General features: G+C 67.1%; 26 protein-coding genes and 1 tRNA gene. 16 read left to right on the forward strand and 11 right to left on the reverse strand.

Annotated elements, in window-relative coordinates; genetic code table 11:
- Positions 1–10 precede the first annotated feature (10 nt).
- The 5 genes from sdhA to RM543_RS03545 all read left to right on the forward strand — a co-directional run bounded on the left by sdhA (position 11) and on the right by RM543_RS03545 (position 4,740).
- The gene (sdhA, locus tag RM543_RS03525; RefSeq protein ID WP_311689512.1) at positions 11–1,813 is read left to right on the forward strand and encodes a succinate dehydrogenase flavoprotein subunit; all 1,803 of its coding nucleotides are present in this window, start codon (positions 11–13) and stop codon (positions 1,811–1,813) included.
- A gap of 128 nt (positions 1,814–1,941) precedes the next feature.
- Positions 1,942–2,292, forward strand: a complete 351-nt coding sequence (locus tag RM543_RS03530; protein ID WP_311689513.1) for a hypothetical protein — start codon at positions 1,942–1,944, stop codon at positions 2,290–2,292.
- 2 nt (positions 2,293–2,294) lie between these two features.
- Positions 2,295–3,140, forward strand: coding sequence for a hypothetical protein (locus tag RM543_RS03535; RefSeq protein WP_311689514.1), 846 nt, complete (start codon positions 2,295–2,297; stop codon positions 3,138–3,140).
- Positions 3,137–3,973: a hypothetical protein gene (locus tag RM543_RS03540; RefSeq protein ID WP_311689515.1), complete on the forward strand. Its 837-nt coding sequence runs from the start codon at positions 3,137–3,139 to the stop codon at positions 3,971–3,973. The genes RM543_RS03535 and RM543_RS03540 overlap by 4 nt, the downstream gene beginning before the upstream one ends.
- Positions 3,961–4,740 (forward strand): succinate dehydrogenase iron-sulfur subunit, encoded by a 780-nt coding sequence (locus RM543_RS03545; RefSeq protein WP_311689516.1) that lies wholly within the window; start codon positions 3,961–3,963, stop codon positions 4,738–4,740. The genes RM543_RS03540 and RM543_RS03545 overlap by 13 nt, the downstream gene beginning before the upstream one ends.
- Positions 4,741–4,898: 158 nt before the next feature.
- Here RM543_RS03545 and RM543_RS03550 read toward each other — a convergent pair whose 3' ends face one another.
- Together RM543_RS03550 and RM543_RS03555 are read right to left on the reverse strand one after the other, a co-directional pair.
- A complete protein-coding gene (locus tag RM543_RS03550; RefSeq protein WP_311689517.1) occupies positions 4,899–5,060 on the reverse strand; it encodes a hypothetical protein in 162 nt (53 codons plus the stop codon).
- 88 nt (positions 5,061–5,148) lie between these two features.
- Positions 5,149–5,313 carry a hypothetical protein gene (locus RM543_RS03555; RefSeq protein WP_311689518.1) on the reverse strand — a complete coding sequence of 55 codons (165 nt, stop codon included), beginning with the start codon at positions 5,311–5,313 and terminating at the stop codon, positions 5,149–5,151.
- A gap of 99 nt (positions 5,314–5,412) precedes the next feature.
- Here RM543_RS03555 and RM543_RS03560 point away from each other — a divergent pair, with 99 nt between their 5' ends.
- Positions 5,413–6,243 carry an urea carboxylase-associated family protein gene (locus RM543_RS03560; RefSeq protein ID WP_311689519.1) on the forward strand — a complete coding sequence of 277 codons (831 nt, stop codon included), beginning with the start codon at positions 5,413–5,415 and terminating at the stop codon, positions 6,241–6,243.
- Between the two features lie 14 nt (positions 6,244–6,257).
- Here RM543_RS03560 and RM543_RS03565 read toward each other — a convergent pair whose 3' ends face one another.
- The 5 genes from RM543_RS03565 to RM543_RS03585 form a co-directional block, all read right to left on the reverse strand.
- Positions 6,258–7,217, reverse strand: coding sequence for a 2-hydroxyacid dehydrogenase (locus RM543_RS03565; RefSeq protein ID WP_311689520.1), 960 nt, complete (start codon positions 7,215–7,217; stop codon positions 6,258–6,260).
- A complete protein-coding gene (locus tag RM543_RS03570) occupies positions 7,214–7,555 on the reverse strand; it encodes a tRNA-binding protein (RefSeq protein ID WP_311689521.1) in 342 nt (113 codons plus the stop codon). The genes RM543_RS03565 and RM543_RS03570 overlap by 4 nt, the downstream gene beginning before the upstream one ends.
- On the reverse strand, positions 7,552–8,352 hold the full coding sequence (gene proC, locus RM543_RS03575) for a pyrroline-5-carboxylate reductase (protein ID WP_311689522.1): 801 nt from the start codon (positions 8,350–8,352) through the stop codon (positions 7,552–7,554). The genes RM543_RS03570 and proC overlap by 4 nt, the downstream gene beginning before the upstream one ends.
- A 38-nt stretch (positions 8,353–8,390) precedes the next feature.
- On the reverse strand, positions 8,391–8,891 hold the full coding sequence (locus RM543_RS03580) for a type III secretion system chaperone family protein (protein ID WP_311689523.1): 501 nt from the start codon (positions 8,889–8,891) through the stop codon (positions 8,391–8,393).
- Positions 8,892–9,229: 338 nt separating this feature from the next.
- Positions 9,230–9,484 carry an accessory factor UbiK family protein gene (locus RM543_RS03585; RefSeq protein WP_311689524.1) on the reverse strand — a complete coding sequence of 85 codons (255 nt, stop codon included), beginning with the start codon at positions 9,482–9,484 and terminating at the stop codon, positions 9,230–9,232.
- Positions 9,485–9,580: 96 nt separating this feature from the next.
- Between RM543_RS03585 and lgt the strand changes: the two genes are divergently transcribed.
- The 4 genes from lgt to RM543_RS03605 all read left to right on the forward strand — a co-directional run bounded on the left by lgt (position 9,581) and on the right by RM543_RS03605 (position 12,600).
- Positions 9,581–10,507: a prolipoprotein diacylglyceryl transferase gene (gene lgt / locus RM543_RS03590; RefSeq protein WP_311689525.1), complete on the forward strand. Its 927-nt coding sequence runs from the start codon at positions 9,581–9,583 to the stop codon at positions 10,505–10,507.
- Positions 10,504–11,574, forward strand: a complete 1,071-nt coding sequence (locus RM543_RS03595; RefSeq protein ID WP_311689526.1) for a class I SAM-dependent methyltransferase — start codon at positions 10,504–10,506, stop codon at positions 11,572–11,574. The genes lgt and RM543_RS03595 overlap by 4 nt, the downstream gene beginning before the upstream one ends.
- Positions 11,571–12,320 carry a peptidoglycan editing factor PgeF gene (gene pgeF / locus RM543_RS03600; RefSeq protein ID WP_311689527.1) on the forward strand — a complete coding sequence of 250 codons (750 nt, stop codon included), beginning with the start codon at positions 11,571–11,573 and terminating at the stop codon, positions 12,318–12,320. Before RM543_RS03595 ends, pgeF begins: the two co-directional genes overlap by 4 nt.
- Before the next feature lie 115 nt (positions 12,321–12,435).
- On the forward strand, positions 12,436–12,600 hold the full coding sequence (locus tag RM543_RS03605) for a hypothetical protein (protein WP_311689528.1): 165 nt from the start codon (positions 12,436–12,438) through the stop codon (positions 12,598–12,600).
- A gap of 95 nt (positions 12,601–12,695) precedes the next feature.
- Here RM543_RS03605 and RM543_RS03610 read toward each other — a convergent pair whose 3' ends face one another.
- Together RM543_RS03610 and RM543_RS03615 are read right to left on the reverse strand one after the other, a co-directional pair.
- Positions 12,696–14,225, reverse strand: coding sequence for an ATP-dependent DNA helicase (locus tag RM543_RS03610; protein WP_311689529.1), 1,530 nt, complete (start codon positions 14,223–14,225; stop codon positions 12,696–12,698).
- Between the two features lie 65 nt (positions 14,226–14,290).
- Positions 14,291–15,004, reverse strand: coding sequence for a helix-turn-helix transcriptional regulator (locus tag RM543_RS03615; protein WP_311689530.1), 714 nt, complete (start codon positions 15,002–15,004; stop codon positions 14,291–14,293).
- A gap of 773 nt (positions 15,005–15,777) precedes the next feature.
- Between RM543_RS03615 and RM543_RS03620 the strand changes: the two genes are divergently transcribed.
- The 3 genes from RM543_RS03620 to RM543_RS03630 are packed head-to-tail and all read left to right on the forward strand — an operon-like array spanning position 15,778 to position 17,490.
- Positions 15,778–16,107 carry an H-NS histone family protein gene (locus RM543_RS03620; protein WP_311689531.1) on the forward strand — a complete coding sequence of 110 codons (330 nt, stop codon included), beginning with the start codon at positions 15,778–15,780 and terminating at the stop codon, positions 16,105–16,107.
- 39 nt (positions 16,108–16,146) lie between these two features.
- Positions 16,147–16,851: a purine-nucleoside phosphorylase gene (gene deoD, locus RM543_RS03625; protein ID WP_311689532.1), complete on the forward strand. Its 705-nt coding sequence runs from the start codon at positions 16,147–16,149 to the stop codon at positions 16,849–16,851.
- A gap of 39 nt (positions 16,852–16,890) precedes the next feature.
- The gene (locus RM543_RS03630; RefSeq protein WP_311689533.1) at positions 16,891–17,490 is read left to right on the forward strand and encodes a thymidine kinase; all 600 of its coding nucleotides are present in this window, start codon (positions 16,891–16,893) and stop codon (positions 17,488–17,490) included.
- Here RM543_RS03630 and RM543_RS03635 read toward each other — a convergent pair.
- Both RM543_RS03635 and RM543_RS03640 read right to left on the reverse strand, forming a co-directional pair.
- Entirely contained in the window at positions 17,471–18,139 is a 669-nt protein-coding gene (locus RM543_RS03635; protein ID WP_311689534.1) for a GntR family transcriptional regulator, read from the reverse strand. The two genes, RM543_RS03630 and RM543_RS03635, sit on opposite strands and share 20 nt — an antisense overlap.
- A gap of 33 nt (positions 18,140–18,172) precedes the next feature.
- Positions 18,173–18,862: a M48 family metallopeptidase gene (locus tag RM543_RS03640; protein ID WP_311689535.1), complete on the reverse strand. Its 690-nt coding sequence runs from the start codon at positions 18,860–18,862 to the stop codon at positions 18,173–18,175.
- Between the two features lie 97 nt (positions 18,863–18,959).
- Between RM543_RS03640 and RM543_RS03645 the strand changes: the two genes are divergently transcribed.
- From RM543_RS03645 to RM543_RS03655, 3 genes are all read left to right on the forward strand, one after another.
- Complete coding sequence (locus RM543_RS03645) at positions 18,960–19,280, forward strand: TIGR02300 family protein (RefSeq protein WP_311689536.1); 321 nt, start codon at positions 18,960–18,962, stop codon at positions 19,278–19,280.
- Positions 19,281–19,352: 72 nt separating this feature from the next.
- Positions 19,353–19,428 (forward strand) — tRNA-Ala (locus RM543_RS03650).
- Between the two features lie 170 nt (positions 19,429–19,598).
- Positions 19,599–20,144 (forward strand): AAA family ATPase, encoded by a 546-nt coding sequence (locus RM543_RS03655; RefSeq protein WP_311689537.1) that lies wholly within the window; start codon positions 19,599–19,601, stop codon positions 20,142–20,144.
- Positions 20,145–20,237 lie beyond the last annotated feature (93 nt).

The raw sequence follows: 20,237 nt of genomic DNA on the forward strand, positions 1-20,237 counted from the left end.
GGAGACCCACATGGCATCCTACGACATTACCCATCACAGCTACGACGTCATCGTGATCGGTGCCGGCGGCTCCGGTCTCCGCGCGACGCTCGGCATGGCGGAGCAGGGGCTGAAGACGGCCTGCATCACCAAGGTCTTCCCGACGCGCTCGCATACCGTCGCGGCGCAGGGCGGGATCGCCGCATCGCTGTCCAACATGGGCCCGGATCACTGGCAGTGGCACATGTACGACACCGTGAAGGGCTCCGACTGGCTCGGCGACACCGACGCGATGGAGTACCTGGCGCGCGAGGCGCCGAAAGCGGTCTACGAGCTGGAGCATTACGGTGTCCCGTTCAGCCGGACCGAGGAGGGCAAGATCTACCAGCGGCCCTTCGGCGGCCACACCACCGAGTTCGGCGAAGGCCCCCCGGTGCAGCGGACCTGCGCCGCGGCGGACCGCACGGGCCACGCCATCCTCCACACGCTCTACGGCCAGTCGCTGAAGAACAATGCCGAGTTCTACATCGAGTATTTCGCAACCGATCTCATCATGTCCGAGGACGGGGAATGCCAGGGCGTGCTCGCCTGGAACCTCGAGGACGGCTCGCTGCATGCCTTCTCCGCCAAGATGACGGTGCTGGCGACGGGCGGCTACGGCCGGGCCTACTTCTCCGCGACCTCCGCCCATACCTGCACCGGCGACGGCGGCGGGATGGTGGCGCGTCAGGGCCTGCCGCTGCAGGACATGGAGTTCGTCCAGTTCCACCCCACCGGCATCTATGGCGCCGGCTGCCTCATCACCGAAGGCGCACGGGGCGAGGGGGGCTATCTCACCAACTCCGAGGGCGAACGGTTCATGGAGCGCTACGCGCCCACCTACAAGGATCTCGCCTCCCGCGACGTGGTCAGCCGCTGCATGACGATGGAGATCCGGGAAGGGCGCGGCGTCGGTCCCGACAAGGATCACATCTTCCTGCACCTCAACCACCTGCCGCCGGAGACTCTGGCGTTGCGGCTGCCGGGCATCTCCGAGAGCGCCCGGATCTTCGCCGGGGTGGACCTGACGAAGGAGCCGATCCCGGTCCTGCCGACGGTGCACTACAACATGGGCGGCATTCCGACGAATTACTGGGGCGAGGTTCTCAACCCGACCGCCGAGGATCCCGACCGCATCGCGCCGGGCCTGATGGCCGTGGGCGAAGCGGGCTGCGCCTCGGTCCACGGGGCGAATCGCCTCGGCTCCAACTCGCTGATCGACCTTGTCGTCTTCGGTCGTGCCGCCGGCATCCGGGCCGCCTCGATCGTCGATCCCGAAAGCCCGGCGCCGACGCTCAACCAGGCCTCCCTCGACAAGGCACTGGAGCGGTTCGACAGCCTGCGCCATGCCAGCGGCGGCACGCCGACGGCGGCGCTGCGGAGCGAGATGCAGAAGGTGATGCAGGACGATGCCGCCGTCTTCCGGACCGACGAGACGCTCGCGAAGGGCGTGGAGCGGATGTACGAGGTCGCCGGCAAGATGGACGACATCAAGGTGACCGACCGCTCCATGGTCTGGAATTCGGATCTGATGGAGACGCTCGAGCTGACCAACCTGATGCCGAATGCGCTCGCCACCATCGTCGGCGCGGAGGCCCGCAAGGAAAGCCGTGGCGCCCATGCCCACGAGGATTACCCCGACCGGGATGACGAGAACTGGCGCAAGCACACGCTCGCGCGGGTGAACGGCAAGGTGGACCTGACCTACCGTCCCGTCCATCTCGATCCGCTGTCGGTTCAGGAAGAGGGCGGGATCGACCTCGCCCGCATCGCGCCCAAGCAGCGCGTGTACTGACGATCGGGGGTGGCCCGGACGGCGAGGATCCGCTGCCCGGGCCGCCCGGACGATTGAAACGTGATCGAGTCCCGCCGCTGGAGGCGGAACGTTCGGGAGGAAGGAGCGGTTCGCCCTTCATGCATACCATGATCAGACCTCTCACCTTCCTGCGGCCCGCTGTGCTGGTCGCCATCCTCACTCTGCCCGGCTGCGCGGCCGTCGTTGCCGATCAGGTGGCGCGGACGGCGGCGCGGCAGGTCGTGAACAATGTCGTCGCCGAACGCTTCCCCGGCGCGACCGTGCAGCCGGTGACGGACTGCATCATCAACAACGCCAGCGCGCGCCAGATCGTGACCGTCGCGGCGGATGCGGGCCGCGCGCAGCCCTCGCCCCGCAGCATCCAGGTCGTGACCGATGTCCTGCAGGAGCCGGGCACCCTGAACTGCCTGTCGACCCGCGCGCTTCCGAACCTCTTCGGACAACCGGTCTCGCAGTGAACGTGGCGGCGGATCATCCCACCCGCGATGCGGCCGGCAGGGCCGGGGTCCGGTCCGGGGCCAAGCGTGTGGTGATCCATGCCGGCTTGCCGAAAACCGGCTCCACCGCGATCCAGAACATGCTGCGCGCCAACGAGAATGCGCTCGAGCAGGACATGGCGCTCGCCGTGCGGGAAGATCGGACGCGGGAACTTCGGCTAGCTGCCTACCGTATCCTCAGCCGCGGCGGTTTCCGTGCGCGGCATCGCCTCAGGCGCGCGGCACGGGATCTGGCGCAATGGGCGGCTTCCGCCCCGCAGGATACGGTTCTGATCTCGGACGAGAACCTCCTCGGTGTGACATCCGGCACCTTGTTCGGCGCGACCTACGGCGATGGCCCCCGCGCCGTCGTGGACGCGCTCCTCACCGCGTTTGCGGGGCAGGACGTGATCGTCGTCCTTTACACGCGAGAGGGGGAGGCCCTGCGCCGGTCCTGCCACAACCAGAAGGTCCGCAACGGCGGCGGCACGATGGATTATGCGGGGTTCTGCCGCGCGTTTCCGGATCCGACCATGCCCGCGCGGCTCGCCGCGGATCTCAAGGCGGATCTCGGTGCGCGGGCACGGATCGTGACGCTCGAGGACGAGGCGGATGGCCGCGTCGGGCGGACGGTGCTGCGCGAGGCGGGCATGGGCGAAGCCGCGATCGACGCCCTGATCGAGCCGCCGCGGATCAACGTCTCAATTCCCGCGGCGGTTCTCGAGCTGATCCGGGAGATCAACGGGCTGGGCCTGCCCGACGAGAAGCGGCGCGAGGTCGTGGCGCTCGTCCGCAAGCATGCCGGTGCCGTCGGGGGGCCGCGGACATGAACGTCGACGTCGCGCGCCCCGGGGCCCGTAAGCCGCCGCTTCTGGCGATGTTCGGCATGCGGCGCTCAGGCAACCACGCCATCGCGGACTGGCTCCGCCGCAACGTACCGGGTGAATGCGTCTTTCTGAACGACTGCGCGCCGGGCGATCCGTTCGAGACCTACGCGTTGATGGAGACGCCCCGCGGCGACCGTCACGGACCGAGCTTCCGGACGACCCGCTGGTTCCCGCAGTTTCCGGACGGACGCAACGCGCGGGCGCATCTCGTGAGCTACGAGGATCGTCTGCCGGGCACCGCGACCCCCGAGGGCTGGGGTCGGCCGGCGACGGAGATCGTCGTTCATCGCTCCTTCCTCAACTGGCTCGCATCGTTCCTCAAGCTGGTGCGCGTGCGCAAGGCCGGCACGGCGCAGGGCGCGCGCGGCATGGGCCCGCTCCGCCGGGCCGTCTCGCAGTATGTCGCCCTCCTGACGGCCTGCGAGGGGCGTGTTTCCCTGTCGCTCGACCGATGGCGGCAGGATGCGGACTACCGCGCCCGCCGCCTCGATGCTCTTCGCCTGCCGATGCTCGACAACGAAGTGGGCACGCAGGCACGTTACGGCGGCGGCTCTTCCTTTTCCCCCGGACATGCGGCGCCGGGAGCGAGCGACCTTTCGTCCCGCTGGCGCATTGCCGCCACGGACCCCATCTTCAGAACGATTGCAGGTGCCGCGGGGCGTTCGCCCGGCCTGCTCGATGTGCTAAACCGCCATTACCCCGAGGACGTCGCACGCTTGCGGCGGATCGCCGGGGACACGGCTTGGACCCCGAGGACCCTATCATGGTGCAACTGACGCTCCCGAAGAACAGCAAGATCACCACGGGAAAGACGTGGCCGAAGCCGGAGGGCGCGACGAACGTCCGGGCCTTTCACATCTACCGCTGGAACCCGGATGACGGAAAGAACCCGCGCGTGGACACGTATTTCGTGGACATGGACACCTGCGGTCCGATGATCCTGGACGCGCTGATCAAGATCAAGAACGAGATTGATCCCACGCTGACCTTCCGTCGCTCCTGCCGGGAAGGCATCTGCGGCTCCTGCGCGATGAACATCGACGGGATCAACACGCTGGCCTGCATCTACGGCATGGACGAGGTGAAGGGCGATGTGAAGATCTATCCCCTGCCGCACATGCCCGTCGTGAAGGATCTCATTCCCGACCTGACGCTGTTCTACGCCCAGCATGCGAGCATCATGCCGTGGCTGGAAACCAAGACGCAGCGGCCCGAGAAGGAATGGCGGCAATCTATCGAGGACCGCAAGAAGCTCGACGGCCTCTACGAATGCGTGATGTGTGCATCGTGCTCCGCCGCCTGTCCGTCCTACTGGTGGAACGGCGACCGTTATCTCGGGCCGGCCGCGCTGCTGCACGCCTACCGCTGGATCATCGACAGCCGGGACGAGGCGACGGGCGAGCGGCTGGACGATCTGGAAGATCCATTCAAGCTCTACCGCTGCCACACGATCATGAACTGCGCCAAGACCTGCCCGAAGGGTCTGAACCCGGCAAAGGCGATTCAGGACATCAAGAAGATGATGGTCGACCGGCACGTGTGAGGTCGGCGCAAACTGACGCCGAAAGGGCGCCGCGAGGGATCGCGGCGCCCTTTTTCGTGGCGGGCGATGCGTCCTCCCCCCGCCCTCACCGCAAACGAAAAACGCGCCACCCGGTGGGGCGACGCGTTTCACGTAAATCATTGGACGTCGGGACGCCCTCAGTTGATGGCGGTGGTGTCGCCGTCGATGATGCCGTCGCCGTCCAGATCCTGATCGAGATTGGCTTCGGTCGCGCCGGAATTCTGCATCCCGGTCGGGGCGCAGGCGGACAGCGCCGCGACGAAGGCGACGAGCAGGGCGGACAGTTTGAGGTTGGTCATGACGGTCTCCATGTCGGACTTTTTTAGATTGGTTGCATGACCCAAGACATCATTCGCAATCGGGTTCCCGGATCGGCTTGCGAGAGGATCAGCTTTCGAAGACGATCTGCTCGCCGTCGATGATGCCGTCTCCGTCAAGATCCTGATCGAGGTTCTCCTCGGTCGCGGCCGGGGGTTGCGACGGCATCGGGGTGCAGGCCCCGATAATGGCGAGGGTCATCAGAAGGGCGAAACTGCGGATGAGCACGGACATGGACGATCTCCAATTCCTTGATTTGAATGGCCCGGCCCCGGACGGCCGGTTCCCGTCATCCTGTCTCGAAGATGTCCCTGCGACAAGGGCGATGCGCCGATGAAGGGCCCCGCGGACGCAGAGGCCCGCCGCGCCGCGCCTCCCGTCATCGCCTATGATCCTGCCTCTCTGCCGCCGGTGGACATGGCGGCGCGGGCGGGGCGCCGGGGGACCATGCGCGCAACCGGCAGTGTCACGGTTCCGCCCAGGGAGGCGCGCACGGCGTGCGTTCCGGCGGGCGGCGCATTCCGGATCTCGTGCCCCGAAGGCTCCCAGGTCGGCGATCTGAACCTCTGGGCGGCAAACGATCCGGAAGAGCGCTTCTACTCGGGCAAGACCCGCGCCCTCCACGGAACGCATGTGGGGCAGGGCGACCGCCTCTGGTCCGCCTTTCCGTACCTGCGCCCGATGGCGACGATCCTGGAAGACAGTCTGGACTGGTACGGGATCGATGCGGATGGCGGGGCCGTGCATGACGTCATCGGAACGCGCTGCGATCCCTATACCCATGTCCGCCTCGGGGGCGCACCGTATCACCAGTGCTGTCATTCGAACCTGACGCGCGCCCTCGTCCATGAGCTGGGACTGTCTCCGGGGGAAGCGGAGGGCCGGGTGCACGACGTTCTCAACGTCTTCATGTGCACCGGTTTCACGCAGCATACGGGGCAGTACTTCATGAAGGCGAGCCCGGCGCGGGCAGGAGACTTCATCGAGTTCTTCGCGGAGATCGATCTGCTGATCGCCCTCAGCGCCTGTCCCGGCGGAGATTGCGGCGCGGAGCATTCGTCGGATGAAGCCATCTGCCGCCCCCTCCTGATCGAGGTGTTCGAGGGGGAGGGCGCCTGGGCCTCGCCGGAGACTGCGCCCTACGACCGGTCCCACGGGATCTGATCGGCGGGCCCGGATCAGGCGACGCGGTTCGGCGGCTCACGTCCCTCGAGAGCGGCGCGGACATTATCGAGTGCCATCATCCCCATCGCTTCGCGCACCTCGAGAGCAGCGGTGCCGAGATGAGGCAGCAGGGACACGTTCGGCAGGCGGCGCAGGGCCGCCGGCACGTCAGGCTCGGTCTCGTAGACGTCGAGGCCCGCGCCCGCGATCCAGCCGCCTTCGAGCGCGGCGATGAGCGCCCCCTCATCCACCAGCTCGCCGCGGGCGATGTTGACGAGGTGGGCGTGGGGGCGCATCGCGGCGATCTGGTCCGCGCCGATGATGCCGGTCATGCCCGGTCCCGCGGCGAGGGCGATCACGACGACGTCCGCCGCCGACATGACCTCCTCGATCCGGCCCAGCTGCCGGGCGGGCACGCCGGCGTCCCGGTCCGGCGAGCGGTTCCAGAACGCGATGTCCATTCCGAAGCCGTGATGCGCGCGGGCAGCGACGGACCGGCCGATCCGGCCCATGCCGATCACGCCCAGCGTCTTGCCGGACATGTGGAGGCCGAGAAGCTGGGTCGGCGTCCAGCCCGTCCACTTGCCCGAGCGCAGAAGGGATTCGCCCTCCGACGCTCGGCGGCAGCTCATCAGCATCAGCGTCAGGGCGATATCGGCGGTCGCCTCGGTGACGGCGCCGGGCGTGTTGCTGACCACGATGCCGGCCCTCGCCGCGGCCTCCACGTCGATATGACCGAAGCCCGCGCCGAAATTCGCGAGGATCTTCGTGCGATGCGGCCCGCCAGCGAACGCGGCCTCGGTGAAGGCATCCCCCAGCGTCGGCACGATCGCGTCGTACTCCCCGAGCGCGGCTCCGGCGTCCCGTGGGCCATAGGCCGCGCGCTCCTCGTCGACGACGACCTCCCCCAGCGTGTGGGCCATCTCCAGAACACGGTCCGGCAGGCGCCGGGTGATGAGGATGCGGGCCGTCAAAAGAGCCGTCCGCCGACGGGCACGTCCCGCTCGGGCTCGATCAGGACGACCTCGCCTTCCGCATCCGGCACCCCGAGAACCAGCGCCTCGGACATGAACTTGCCGATCTGCCGGGGCGGAAAGTTCACCACGCCGAGGACCCGCCGTCCGGGCAGGGTCTCCGGGGCGTAGTGTGCCGTGATCTGGGCGGAGCTCTTCCTTTCCCCGATCTCCGGCCCGAAATCGACGCGCAGCTTGATCGCCGGTTTGCGCGCCTCGGGGAAAGGCTCGGCGGCGATGATCCGACCGACGCGGATGTCGAGCTTCATGAAGTCGTCGAACGTCGCCTCGTCCGTCACTTCGACAGCTCCTCGTCCCGCTTGATCGCGGCCATGACCGTGCGGTGCATCAGGTCCGGCAGCTCCTCCATCAGCGTTCGGAGTGCGACCTCCGTGACGCCGTTCGGGGAGGTGACGTTGGTGCGGAGCTGGGCCGCGCTCTCGTCCGAGCTGTCGAGAAGCGCGCCGGCTCCCGAGATCGTGGCGCGGGCGAGCTGGCCCGCGACCTCTTCGGACAGTCCCTCGCGAACGCCGGCCTCGGTCAGCGCCTCGACCATGTGGAAGACGTAGGCCGGGCCACAGCCAGAAATGCCGGTGACCGTCCGCATCTGCGCCTCGCTCTCGAGCCGCACGACCTGGCCCACGGCGGACAGCAGCTCCTCGGCAAGATCGAGGTAGCCGGTGCCGCCCTCGTTTCCGACGATCGCGGTGATGCCGCGCTTCACGGCCGAGGGCGTGTTGGGCATGGCGCGGATGACAGGCGTTCCGGCCCCGAACGCGCGTTCGTAGTAGCGGATCGGCAGGCCGGCCGCGACGGTCAGAACAGGGACCTCGCCGCCGCCGTAATGCGTGACTTGGGCCAGCGCATCCTGCATTATCTGCGGCTTCACAGCGAGAAGGACGAGAGCGGGGCGCTCAGGCAGGGCTGCGTTCAGGCGGCAGCCGGTCGATGTCAGGAAGTCGGAGGGCGTCGGATCCAGAACGGTGACGGACTGGGGCGCAAGACCGCCGGCGAGCCAGCCTTCCAGCATTGCCGAGCCCATCTTTCCGCAGCCCAGGATCACGAGACCCCGTGCCGTGATATCGGTCATGTCCATGTCGGTCCTCTCCCGCGTCTAGAAGCGCGGGGCGGAGGTTAGGCGCGGCCGTAAGCCTCTGCAATGGCGACCTGCATCGCGTCCGCCGGCTCCCGCTCGCCCCAGGTGACGAGCTGGAAGGCGGGGTAGAAACGCTCTGATGCGGTGACGGCGGCCTCGATCAGGGTGTCGATCTGCTCCGGACCCGCCATCTGGCCCCCCGCGAGCACGAGCCCGTAGCGGTAGGTCATCAGGTTCTGTTCGGCCCAGTAGGTGAAGCCGCCCGCCCAACAGGCATCGTTCACGCGATTCAGCGCCTCGTAGAGCTTGGGCAGCCGCGCTGCGGGCGGCTCCATCTCGAAGGTGCAGATGAGGCGGAGCGTCTCGTCGTAGTGGGACCACGCCAGCGTGATGGAATAGGTCTTCCAGCGGCCTTCGACGGCCATGGCGATCTGATCGTCGCCGATGCGGTCGAAGTCCCACGCGTGGTGCTGCGCAAGGGATTCCACGATGTCGATGGGGTGAAGGTCGTCCGTCATATATGCTTCGGAAAGCGACATTGCCCGGCCTCGTTGGTTGTAGCCCCGGCACCGTCACTGGCGTCTAGGGCTAGGTGCCTGCTCAAGGATCAGCGGGCGAAGCCGGCTGCCCTTACCAGATATGGTGGGGGCAAGGGGGGTCGGCTGTAAAGAGACATTCGGGGCGCAAAGGCCCCCGCGCGGCAGGTTTCTGGGGATAAGTGCGTCTGCCTCAGGGGCAGGGATGCCCGCGGCGCGCAAGCGCGCGATCAGGGCGTGCCTCCGGCGAATGACGCGGGGCACCAGCGCTGCGCGTCTTGCCCGGCGGGCGTATCGCTCGCCCTCGGCCGGCGATTGCCCCCGACGGAACAGCTTCGGGATCAGGAGTCCGAAGCGTGCTTCGCTTCGAGCGTCTCGATCCGGGCCTTCAGGGCTTCGTTCTCTTCGCGGGCCTTCTGCGCCATTGCGCGCACGGCATCGAATTCCTCGCGGGTGACGAGGTCCCGCTCGGCGAGGAACCGGTCGATCATGCCGCTGAAGGCGGTCTCGGCCTCCTCCCGCGCGCCCTGAGCCACGCCCATCGCATTGGTCATCAGCTGGGACATGTCGTCGAAGAACTTGGAGCGCGTCTGCATCGGGATCCCCTCGGCGTTGGAACAAGGGCGTTATATGGGGCTTGGGGGCGCGCCCACAAGGTTGACTTATGCCCGCTTCCACGGTTCAGAGCCGGCATGCGTGCCATGATCCCCTTTCCGGCGATAGATCCGGAACTCGTCTCGGTCAGCCTCTTCGGGCTGGACCTTGCCCTGCGCTGGTATGCCCTCGCCTACATCGCCGGCATCCTCGCCGGCTGGAGGATCGGCATCCTGCTTCTGCGCCGGGAGCGGCTCTGGCCGCGGGACGTGCCGCCGATGCGCCCCGCGCAGGCGGACGATCTGCTCACCTGGCTGATCCTCGGCATCGTGCTCGGCGGGCGCCTCGGCTACGTGCTGTTCTACAATCTTGGCTTCTACCTGCAGAACCCGGGCCAGATCCTCGTCTTGTGGGAGGGCGGCATGTCCTTCCACGGGGGGATGCTGGGCGTCGTCCTCGCCTTCACGATCTTCTGCCGTCGCAACGGTATCCCGATTCTGCAGACCGCGGACATGCTCGCGGTCGCGACGTGGCCCGGCCTGTTCTTCGGACGGCTGGCCAACTTCATCAACGCGGAGCTCTACGGCCGCCCGACGGACGTGCCATGGGCGATGAAGTTCCCGACGATGTGCCAGGTCCCCTCCGTGCAGAACTGTCCGGTCGCCGGGGAGTGGTTCTATACCGGCCAGGAGCTCGCGCGGCATCCGAGCCAGCTCTACCAGGCCGGCCTGGAAGGATTGGCGCTGGGGGCGGTGCTTCTGCTGCTCGCCTTCGGAACGCGCGCGCTGAAGCGCCCCGGCATCCTCGTCGGCACCTTCCTGACGGGTTATGCTTTGGCGCGGATCGTGGTGGAATACGTGCGCCAGCCGGACGCGCAGTTCGTCTCGCCCGGCAATCCCATCGGGTTCGTGATCGGCGAAGGAGCCATCGGCCTGACCATGGGGCAACTCCTGTCCCTTCCCATGCTGGCGTTCGGGATTTTCCTCATCGTCTGGGCGCGGAGGGGGCGCACGGTCCCGGCATGACCGACCTGGCGCGCCTCCTCGAAGAGCGGATCCGGGCCGCAGGGCCCCTTACGCTTGCCGACTACATGGCCGAGTGCCTGCTTCATCCCGAACATGGTTACTATACCGGGGGGCGCGTCTTCGGCGCGTCGGGTGATTTCATCACCGCGCCCGAGGTCAGCCAGATGTTCGGCGAGCTGGTGGGCCTCGCCCTCGCGCAAGGCTGGATGGATCGGGGTCAGCCGGAGAGGTTCGTCCTCGCGGAGCTGGGACCGGGGAGGGGCACCTTGATGGCCGACGCCCTGCGGGCCGCGGAGCGGGTGCCGGGATTCGTGGCGGCCGCCGAGGTCGTGCTGGTCGAGGCGAGCCCGCGACTGCGGGAGGTTCAGGCCGAGACGCTCGCGGACCGGTCACCGCGCTGGCTGGACAGCGTCGAGCAGCTCCCCGAGGCGCCGCTTTTCCTGATCGCGAACGAGTTTTTCGACGCGCTTCCGATTCGCCAGTTCCAGAGAGATGGCGAGACCTGGCGGGAGCGGGTGATCGGGCTCGGGCCGGAGGGCGGTCTTGCGATGGGGCTGGCCGATGCCGCACCGCCCGGCGCCGCGCCGCGGGCGTCCGAAGGGGGAGACGTGGTGGAGATCTGCCCGTCGCTTCCGACCGTGGCCGGCACGATTGCCGCACGGATCAAGGATCACGGCGGTCTCGCGCTCATGATCGACTATGGCGCCGAGGGCGGCCGCGGGGACACGTTCCAGGCTGTCCAGAACCACGCCTATGCAGATCCCCTCGCCGCTCCGGGGCAGGCGGACCTCACCGCGCATGTCGACTTCGCGGCGCTCGCGCGGGCAGGCGAGTGGGCCGGGCTCCGCGCCAGCGGCCCGCTCAAGCAGGGATTGTGGCTCGGCGCGCTCGGAATCGTGCCGCGGGCGCAGGCCCTGGCGCGCGCGGTATCGGATCGGCCCGGCGGGATCGATGAGGTCCGAAGTGCGCTGGAACGCTTGACCGATCCGTCTCAGATGGGTTCGCTCTTCAAGGTCCTTGCGTTCGACCGGCCGGACGCGCCCCTGCCTGCGGGATTTGCCCCATGACGCTCGAAATACTGACCTCTGACGCGCTCTCGCCCCTGCGGCACGGGTTCTTCACGCGCCGCGGTGGCGCGTCCTCCGGCATCTTCGAGGGACTGAACTGCGGCCCGGGATCCAGCGACCAGCGGGAGGCGGTCGAGATCAACCTGGCCCGCGTCGCCGATGCGATGGACGTGCCGCCGGCACGCCTCGCCGGCATGACGCAGGTGCATTCTGCCGACGTCGTCCGGGCGATCCCCGGCGAACGCCCCCGCGCCGACGGTCTCGTGACGAACGAGCCGGGCGTGGTCTTGAGCGTGCTGACCGCCGATTGCCAGCCCGTCCTCTTCGCGGACGAGGAGGCCGGCGTGATCGGCGCGGCCCATGCCGGATGGCGCGGCGCGAAGGACGGTATCCTCGAGCGGGTGGTCGAGGAGATGGAGGGCCTCGGCGCCGAGCGGTTGCGGATCTGCGCGGTGATCGGCCCCTCGATCAGCCAGGCTGCCTACGAGGTCGGCCCGGACTTCGTCGAAAGCTTCGTGGACGAGGAACCCGAGGCCGCCCGCTTCTTCGCCGGCGGCGAGGGGGATCGCGCGATGTTCGACCTGCCGGGCTACGGGCTCTGGCGGCTGAGGGCGGCGGGCGTGGGAGAGGCTGAGTGGACCCGGCACTGCACCTATGCGGATCCGGACCGATTCTTCTCCTACCGCCGGACGACCCATCTGGTCGAGGCCGATTACGGGCGCATGATTTCCTGCATCCGGCTGTGACGCGAGCCGGTCTCCAAGACTCCCGCAAAGTGGCGCCGGGGCGCCCCATGCCCGCCCCATTCGAGCGCGTATCTTGCAGTCGAGCAAAGGTGCGAGCCCGTTGGGAGAAGCCGAAATGGCAAGCAAGACAAGACGCTGGATGACGTCCGCGATCGAGGCCGCGAAAGCGGCGGAAGACGTGCGCATGCCCTGGGCGAAGGGCGCGCCCCGCGCCGCCCGGATCGCGCGCCGGGATGCCCGTGAGGAGGAAGCGCCCCGGCTGAAACGCCGCACCGCCTGACATCCCGCCCATGTCGGCGCCGGGCACGTCTCTCTGGCGCTAGCTCCGGGGGGCCGGTTCGAGGCCTTCCGGTCAGCGACAACTACGCTTCGATATCAAACGTCCGGCGACGTCAGCGTCAGGGGGGCGGGTTCTGCGGCCACGAGATCGTCTGCGGTGAGCGGACCCGAAGGCCGGGCGAGGCGATACCGGGTGACCCAGAACAAGCGCTCCTCGGCCCGCGTGATCGCGACATAGGCGAGGCGCTTCCAGAGCGGCTGCCCCGCCTCGCTCCGCCCCATCCGCGCGGCGGCATAGAGGTCCGGGGAGAAGACCTGCACGTCCCGCCATTGCGAGCCCTGCGCCTTGTGGATCGTCACCGCGGCCCCATGCAGAAACGCAGCGCCCATGGTCGCGGCATGAGGAATCACGGGCTCCCCCTCCTCCGGCAGCTCGATCTTGATGATCGAGGCGACGGAAATATGCGGATCCTCCGCGCCGACGATGTGAAGGCGCGCGAAGCCGGGCTTCTTGCCCGGGCCGCGATAGATCGCCTGCGCGCCCTTGATGAGGCCGCGGGCTTCGAGATCGAGGCGTCTGTTGCGCTGCTTCAACGGCAATTCGATCCCGTCGCAGATCAAGGGCTCGCCGGGAAGAAGGTCGTCCTCCGGCGCCCCGAACGCACCGCGAAAGGCATGGATCAGCCTGATGCGCGTGGCATTGCGCCAGACCAGGACCGGGGAGCGCGCCATGAGTTCGGCGTCGACCCGGCCCGCAACGACGACGCGTTCGTCCTGCCGGGCCTTCTCCTCGATCATGCGCTCGAAGTCGTCGAAGGTGAGCTCGGGATCGGCGAGGGCGTGGGCAAGATCGAGAATCGGGTTGTCCTCGGCCTGCCGGTGGATGCGGGTCAGATCGAAGCGCTGCGTTTCGGGGAGCGTCTCGAAGACCATCTTGCCGCCGCCGTTGACGGGCGGGAGCTGGGCCGGATCTCCGAACAGCATCAACGTCGGAAAGATCTCCTTCAGATCCTCGAACTGACGCTCGTCCAGCATGGAGCTTTCGTCCACGAGTCCGATATCCAGCGGATCGTCCCGCCGCTTCCAACCCGTGATGAAGTCCGAGCCGCGCAGACCGGCGACGGCCAGGGCGCCGGGCACCGACGGGTGGCGGGCATAGAACGCCGCGGCGCGGTCCAGTGCCTCGTCGGACAGGGCCTCGGTGTCCGGGCGGTCGCCTTCGCCGGCCAGCCAGTCCGCGATGGCTTCGTATTCGGGCGCGAAGACGGGGGTGTAGAGAATGCGGTGGATCGTGCAGGCCGGGACGCCGCGATGCCGCAGGACGCTGGCCGCCTTGTTCGTGGGGGAGAGAATCGCGAAGGTCCGCTTCTCCGTCTTCTTCTTGCCCTCCCAGTCGCCGGTGACGATCTGCGCGCCGGCCGCCTCCAGGGCCTGCGCAACGTGCGCCAAGAGCACCGTCTTGCCGCTGCCGGCCTTGCCGGTGATGGCCAGAACGCGCGCGCCGCCCTTGCCGGGCGGGCGGGTGGTTCCAGCCTCCAGATCGACGCCGGCATGACGCAAGGCGTCCCCGATGGCGGCGAGAGCGCGGTTCTGGTCGTCGGAGAATGTGAGCGTGGAGGGATCCATGGCGCGTTCCTAGACCGCCCCGCGCAAGGTGGCCAGACGGGGCGGTACGCGAGGTGCCGTCCGGCTCAGACCACGATCAAACCGTAACTTATGGCGCGGGCGACAGCGTGCGTGGTGTTGAGCGCCCCGAGCTTATGCCGCGCGCCCTCCGTGCGGACCCGGATCGCGCGCTCGGAAACGCCCAGCTCTTCGGCTGCCTGCGTCATGTCCATGCCGCGCGCAAGACAGGCGATGGCGTCCCGCTCCTCGGACGAGAGGGACGGCGCGGGGTTCGCGACCGTCTCGAACTCCAGCGCCTTGAGATTGAATTCATGGGCGAGGATCAGAAGATCGTGCGTATTCTCTTCGCAGAAGGCGTTCCAGACGACGTCATCGCAGTTGTGGGAGATCGTGAGCACGGCAAGCTGCCCGGTCGGTCCGCGGACCGGAATGCTCAGGCCCTGGTTGCCGACGCCGTGCTCGATCGCGTCCGCGCGGAACTGCTTGGCCGATTTGCTCGACCAGTCGAGATCCCGCCAATTCGTGGGGTCTGCGCGTTGCAGGCTGCCGAGGATCACGGGATCGACCCGGAGGTATCCCTGCTCGACATAGTGGTCGACCCATTCCGCTGTATAGGTGCCTGCGCCGAAGCGTTCACCGGCGTTGTTCACCCAATGGTAAACGAAGTGATCGACCGCGTAATGCCGGCTGACCGCCTCCGTTGCCTTTTGCAGATCCTCCACCGTCTCGGCGGACCGGATCATCTTGCAGAGGCCCTCGATGCTGCGCCCCATCGTCATCGGTAAATCTCCAAACGCGTGCCACGCCATGGCGTCATCCGCCGGCCTGGTCCGAAATACATTTCGCCCCGGATAGGCGGGACGTTGGGCAAAAAGGTGGCAGTCGGTACTGCTGCCGACACGCCAAACCGGAGGCCCGTGTCTCCGGTTGATCCATCTTTCCTGCTAACGGAAGGTTGGGCAATCCAGCGGTTCGCAGGCTAATGACAGTGTTGCGCGTTCGCCTCGCGAGGCAGGCGGGACGTCTCCCGGAGGACAAGCCGGAAGGGGGGCGCTGCAACGTCTTGGCCTTCAACAAAAAAAGTCCGTCATCCCGGCGCGGGACCCGGCGGCGCCGGCCTGGGCGTGGCGGTCGCAGGCGTCGTGCCGCGAATGGATGGGAAGTGTGTTCAGAATGGACCGCCGAACGCCCTCGGAGGAGGGGTGCCGCGGACCAGGCCTGCCCGAGCCGCCTTCCCGTGCCGCGGGACGGCTGCGACTCCCATCGGCAATTTCGTGCGGGCGCCCCCCAACGCCATCGACTCTGCACGGTGGGCAATGTGAAGCGCCGGGCCTGGCCTTGCCTTTATTTTGCCAGAATGCCGAAATCCAATTATGAGCGCCATAAATTAAATGAATGGCGCTATGCGCCTATGTTGACGTAAGTTAAGTGAAGAATTCCACCGTAACGGGAGTGGTTTGGAGCGGCTTGCGCTTTCAAATTTTTTCGTTCATTGAAAGTCGCCAATGGCGCGATATGTGGCCAAAGATCTTTTTCACGCGAACAGGGTTATATGAAAATGTCAGTAAATATCGAAGGCAGGTCCCGCAAGGAGCTCGAGGAGATGCGAGCGCAGATCGACGCGGAGATGGAAAAGGCGCTGGAGCGGGATCGTCGCGAGGCGCTCGATGCCGTGGAGAAAACCGCCCAGAAACACGGCTGGACGCTGGACGAACTCGTCGGTGGCCGGAAAAAGGGCAAGGCTGCGACGGCCAAGAAGTCGCGCCCCAAATATGCGCATCCCGAAAATCCCTCCATGACCTGGACGGGTCGCGGCCGTCGCCCCCAGTGGATCAAGGATCACGAGGAAAACGGCGGGGATCTGAACGATCTCGCCATTTGATGCAGGTTCGGATCGCTTTGCAGACCGGGAGGTGATGACGTGACGGTACATATCGGGGCGAAGCCCGGAGACATCGCGGAAACGGTCCTGATGCCGGGCGATCCCCTGCGGGCCAAATGGGCAGCAGAAACGTTCCTCGACGGAGCCGTCTGCGTCAACGAGGTCCGCGGGATGCTCGGTTTCACCGGGGAATGGAAAGGCAATCGCGTCACGATCCAAGGGTCGGGGATGGGAATGCCGAGCCTGTCGATCTACGCCAACGAACTGATCTCGGAATACGGCGCCAAGACGCTGATACGAATAGGTTCGGCCGGTGCGATGCAGGACGCCATCGAGCTGAGGGACGTGGTGCTGGCAATGACCGCCACCACGCTCTCGACTCCCTCCCGCGGGATTTTCCGGGAAATGCAGTTCGCGCCGTGCGCGGACTGGTCGCTTCTCAAGGCGGCCGAAGCAGCGGCCACGGCAAAGGGCACGAAGACGCATGTCGGCGGCATCTATTCCTCGGACGTTTTCTATGACGAGCGTCCCGACCTGAACGAACAGATGACCCGGCACGGCATTCTCGCCGTCGAAATGGAGGCGGCGGAGCTCTACATTCTCGCCGCCCGCCATCGCTGCCGGGCCCTGGCGGTCCTGACGATTTCCGATCACCTCATTCGCGAGGAAGCGCTGCCCTCTTCGGAGCGGCAGTCGAGCTTCGGCGATATGGTGGAAATCGCTCTCGAGGCGGCCTTCGCCTGAGACTTGCCCGGCCGATCCACGGGGGGTAGGCCGGGCAGCATGGCGAAACTCTACTTCCACTACTCGACCATGAACGCGGGCAAGTCGACGATCCTGTTGCAGGCGTCGTACAATTACCGCGAGCAGGGGATGGACACCTTTCTTCTCACGGCCGGCGTGGATACCCGGGCGGGCGCGGGTCGCATTGGCTCGCGCATCGGCATTTCGGACGCTGCCGAGGTCTTCTCCGAGGGCGACGATCTTTTCGCCCGTATCAGGGCAGAGATGGAGGCGCGGCCGCTCGCCTGCGTGTTCGTCGACGAGGCCCAGTTCCTCTCCTCGGAGCAGGTCTGGCAACTGGCCCGTGCAGTCGACGATCTGAACGTCCCCGTCATGTGTTACGGTTTGCGCACGGATTTTCTTGGCCAGCTTTTCCCCGGCTCCGCCACGCTCCTGGCGCTCGCGGACGAGATGCGGGAAATCCGCACGATCTGTCATTGCGGGCGCAAGGCGACGATGGTCGTGCGGCGGGATGAGGACGGGCAGGTCGCCCAAAGCGGCGCACAGGTCCAGATCGGCGGGAACGAAACCTACCTCCCCCTCTGCCGCCGGCATTTCCGGGAGGCGGTCGGCGACCGGCCTACTGGGCCAGAAGCCTGAGCCCCTGCGTCACGTCGGTGCGGACCGCGAGTTTAAGCGACGGTTCGTCCCCGGCGCGGAGGGCGGCCAGGATCAGCTTGTGATGATAGGGCGGCTCGGTCCGCCGCAGCCGCCCGTAAAGGGCGCGCATCGTCGGGCCGAGTTGCAGCCAGACCGTCTCGGCCATCGCCAGCATCGCGGGCGCCTGCGCGCGAAGGTAGAGCGTTCGGTGAAATTCGAGGTTCGAGCGGATGTACCCGCAGCCGTCCGCGGCGGCGACATGGCCTGCGACCGTCGAGTTGATCGCCTGAAGCCGGTCGATGAGGGCGAAATGCGCGCGGGGCAGGGCGCGGGCGGCGAGCTCCGGCTCCAGCAGTGCGCGCAGGGCCGCCAGTTCCTCGATTCGTTCAGGTGAGAGCTCGGGAGCGGAGACGCGGCCGGAGGCCGAGAGGGTCAGCGCGCCTTCGGCCACCAGGCGCCGTACCGCCTCCCGCGCGGGCGTCATCGACACCCCGTATTCCTTGCCGATCCCGCGCAGCGTCAGAGCGGCGCCGGGCGCGATCTCCCCGTGCATGATCCGGGTGCGCAGCGCGCGGAAAACCCGCTCATGCGCCGACAGCGTGGCGGCGGAACCTGGAAGCACGGTCTCTGGGCGGGGCTGGAGCAGCATGGCGCGTCACAATCGCGCCGCGCGCGAAGCGGGTCAATCGCTCGCCGGCGCCTCAGCATCGAATCGCCACCCGTGGAGCGCTTGCCCTTGCGTCTTCAGCCACGCGCGCGGAGCCTCGAAGCCGGGCATCAGATCGCGGACAAGCGCCCAGTAGCGATCCGAGTGGTTCATCTCCTGCAGATGGCAGACCTCGTGTGCGGCCACGTAGTCGAGCACCACGGGCGGCGCCATGATCAGGCGCCACGAATAGGACAGGGTTCCGCTCGAGGAGCAGGAGCCCCAGCGCGATCGCGTGTCCCTGAGGGCGATGCGGGAATAGGGGCGGCCGAGCGCTGCGGCATACCTGTCGGACGCCGCCGCCAGCCGCTCCCGCGCCAGCGTCCTTAGGACGGCCCGAGCCGCGGGGCCGGGCGCGGACCCCTTGCGCACACAAAGGTGCTCCTCCGTGACCCCTGCGCGCGAGCCTTCAGCGATCTGAACCGTTCGTCCTTCAACCGGGATCGCCGCGCCAAGGATGACGTCATGCTGCGGGGCGGCCCTCTTCAGTGCGTCCCGGATCCAGGGGAGGCGGCCGCGCGCGAAATCGAGCGCCTCGCGCTCCGCCATCCGCGCAGGCAGCGTCAGCGTGACCCGACCGTCGAGGGCGGATACCCGCAGCGTCACCCTCCGCGCGCGGGCGGATCTGCGCATCAGCAGGGGCACGGATCCGATGCCGTCCGACACCGACCGCTCGCGACTCGCGTCACCGCCATTTGACAGCGGTGCGCCCCTGTGGCATCGGGCGTCTTTCTGCTTCCTGCGAAACATGAGGATCCCTTCGATGCCCAAGGAAGAATGGGGAACCAAGCGGCTGTGCCCGACGACGGGCAAGCGATTCTACGACCTCGGCCGTACCCCGGTTATCAGCCCCTATACCGGCGAGGCCGTCAACCTCGAGACCGGCAAGGCGAAGGCGATCGCCAAGGAGCCGAAGGCGACGGCCAAGAAGGCCGACGACCTGATCGAGGACGAAACGCCCATCGACAACGATGACAACGACACGGATGTCGATCTCGGCGACGACGTTCTCGAGGACGACGACGAGGATTCGGTGTCCCTCGATGACATCGCGGACCGGTCGAACGACGACGACGACAATTAACCAAAGGGCGTCCTGTGGCGGCTGCAATTCGGGCTTGAACTCGTCTGCACCGCCGCATAGACAACGCCGCACGGGGCCTTAGCTCAGTTGGGAGAGCGCTTGCATGGCATGCAAGAGGTCAGGGGTTCGACCCCCCTAGGCTCCACCATTCCCTCGTTGAAAAGCACCAGATAGGTCTGCCTTTTTCGTCAGAGAGTTTGCCTCTGCTGCGCAAACGGGTGCTGTTTTCCTACAAAAAATCTATGCTGCTTTGATCCGCGCCTTTAGGCGTGTTGATCGCGTCGCAGCCCTTCCCCCTGTCAAACCCGAGGATGGCCCATGAGCGACCATTTCTTCGTCGTGACGGGCGGCCCCGGTTCGGGCAAGACCAGCCTGATCACCGAGCTTGCCCGTCGCGGCTTTCACACGATCCCCGAATCCGGCCGCGCGATCATCCGCGAGGAGATGAAGAGCGGCGGAGACGCCCTCCCTTGGGCGGATCGCATGGCCTATGCCCAACGGATGCTGGAGCGCGACCTGTGTGCGTACAGCGCCGCAAAGGTTCTCTCAGCTCCCGTGATCTTCGACCGGGGTATTCCTGACATCATGGGCTACCTGAGCCTCTGCGGCCTCCCCGTGCCGTCACACGTCGTCGCAGCAGCCGGGGCAACTCGCTACAACGTCCGCGTCTTCCTGGCGTCGTATTGGGATGAGATCTTCACGCAGGATACCGAACGCAAGCAGACCCGCGACGAAGCCGTAGCGACCTGTGCCGTCATGCGCGAGACCTACACCGCCCTCGGGTACGAAATCACGGAGCTTCCGCGCGCCGACATTGCAACGCGCGCCGACTTTGTCTGTGCGCAATCGGCGATCCGACCGTAATCTCCAGTCAGAAAGAGAACCTGCTGAAGCGGACAAACCGCGCGGCTTCCCTTAGTGCGACACATACGCTGCCGGGCCGCCCTTGAGCCGCGC

Origin of the sequence: Tropicimonas omnivorans (assembly GCF_031846565.1) — a bacterium.
GTDB lineage: Bacteria > Pseudomonadota > Alphaproteobacteria > Rhodobacterales > Rhodobacteraceae > Tropicimonas_B > Tropicimonas_B omnivorans.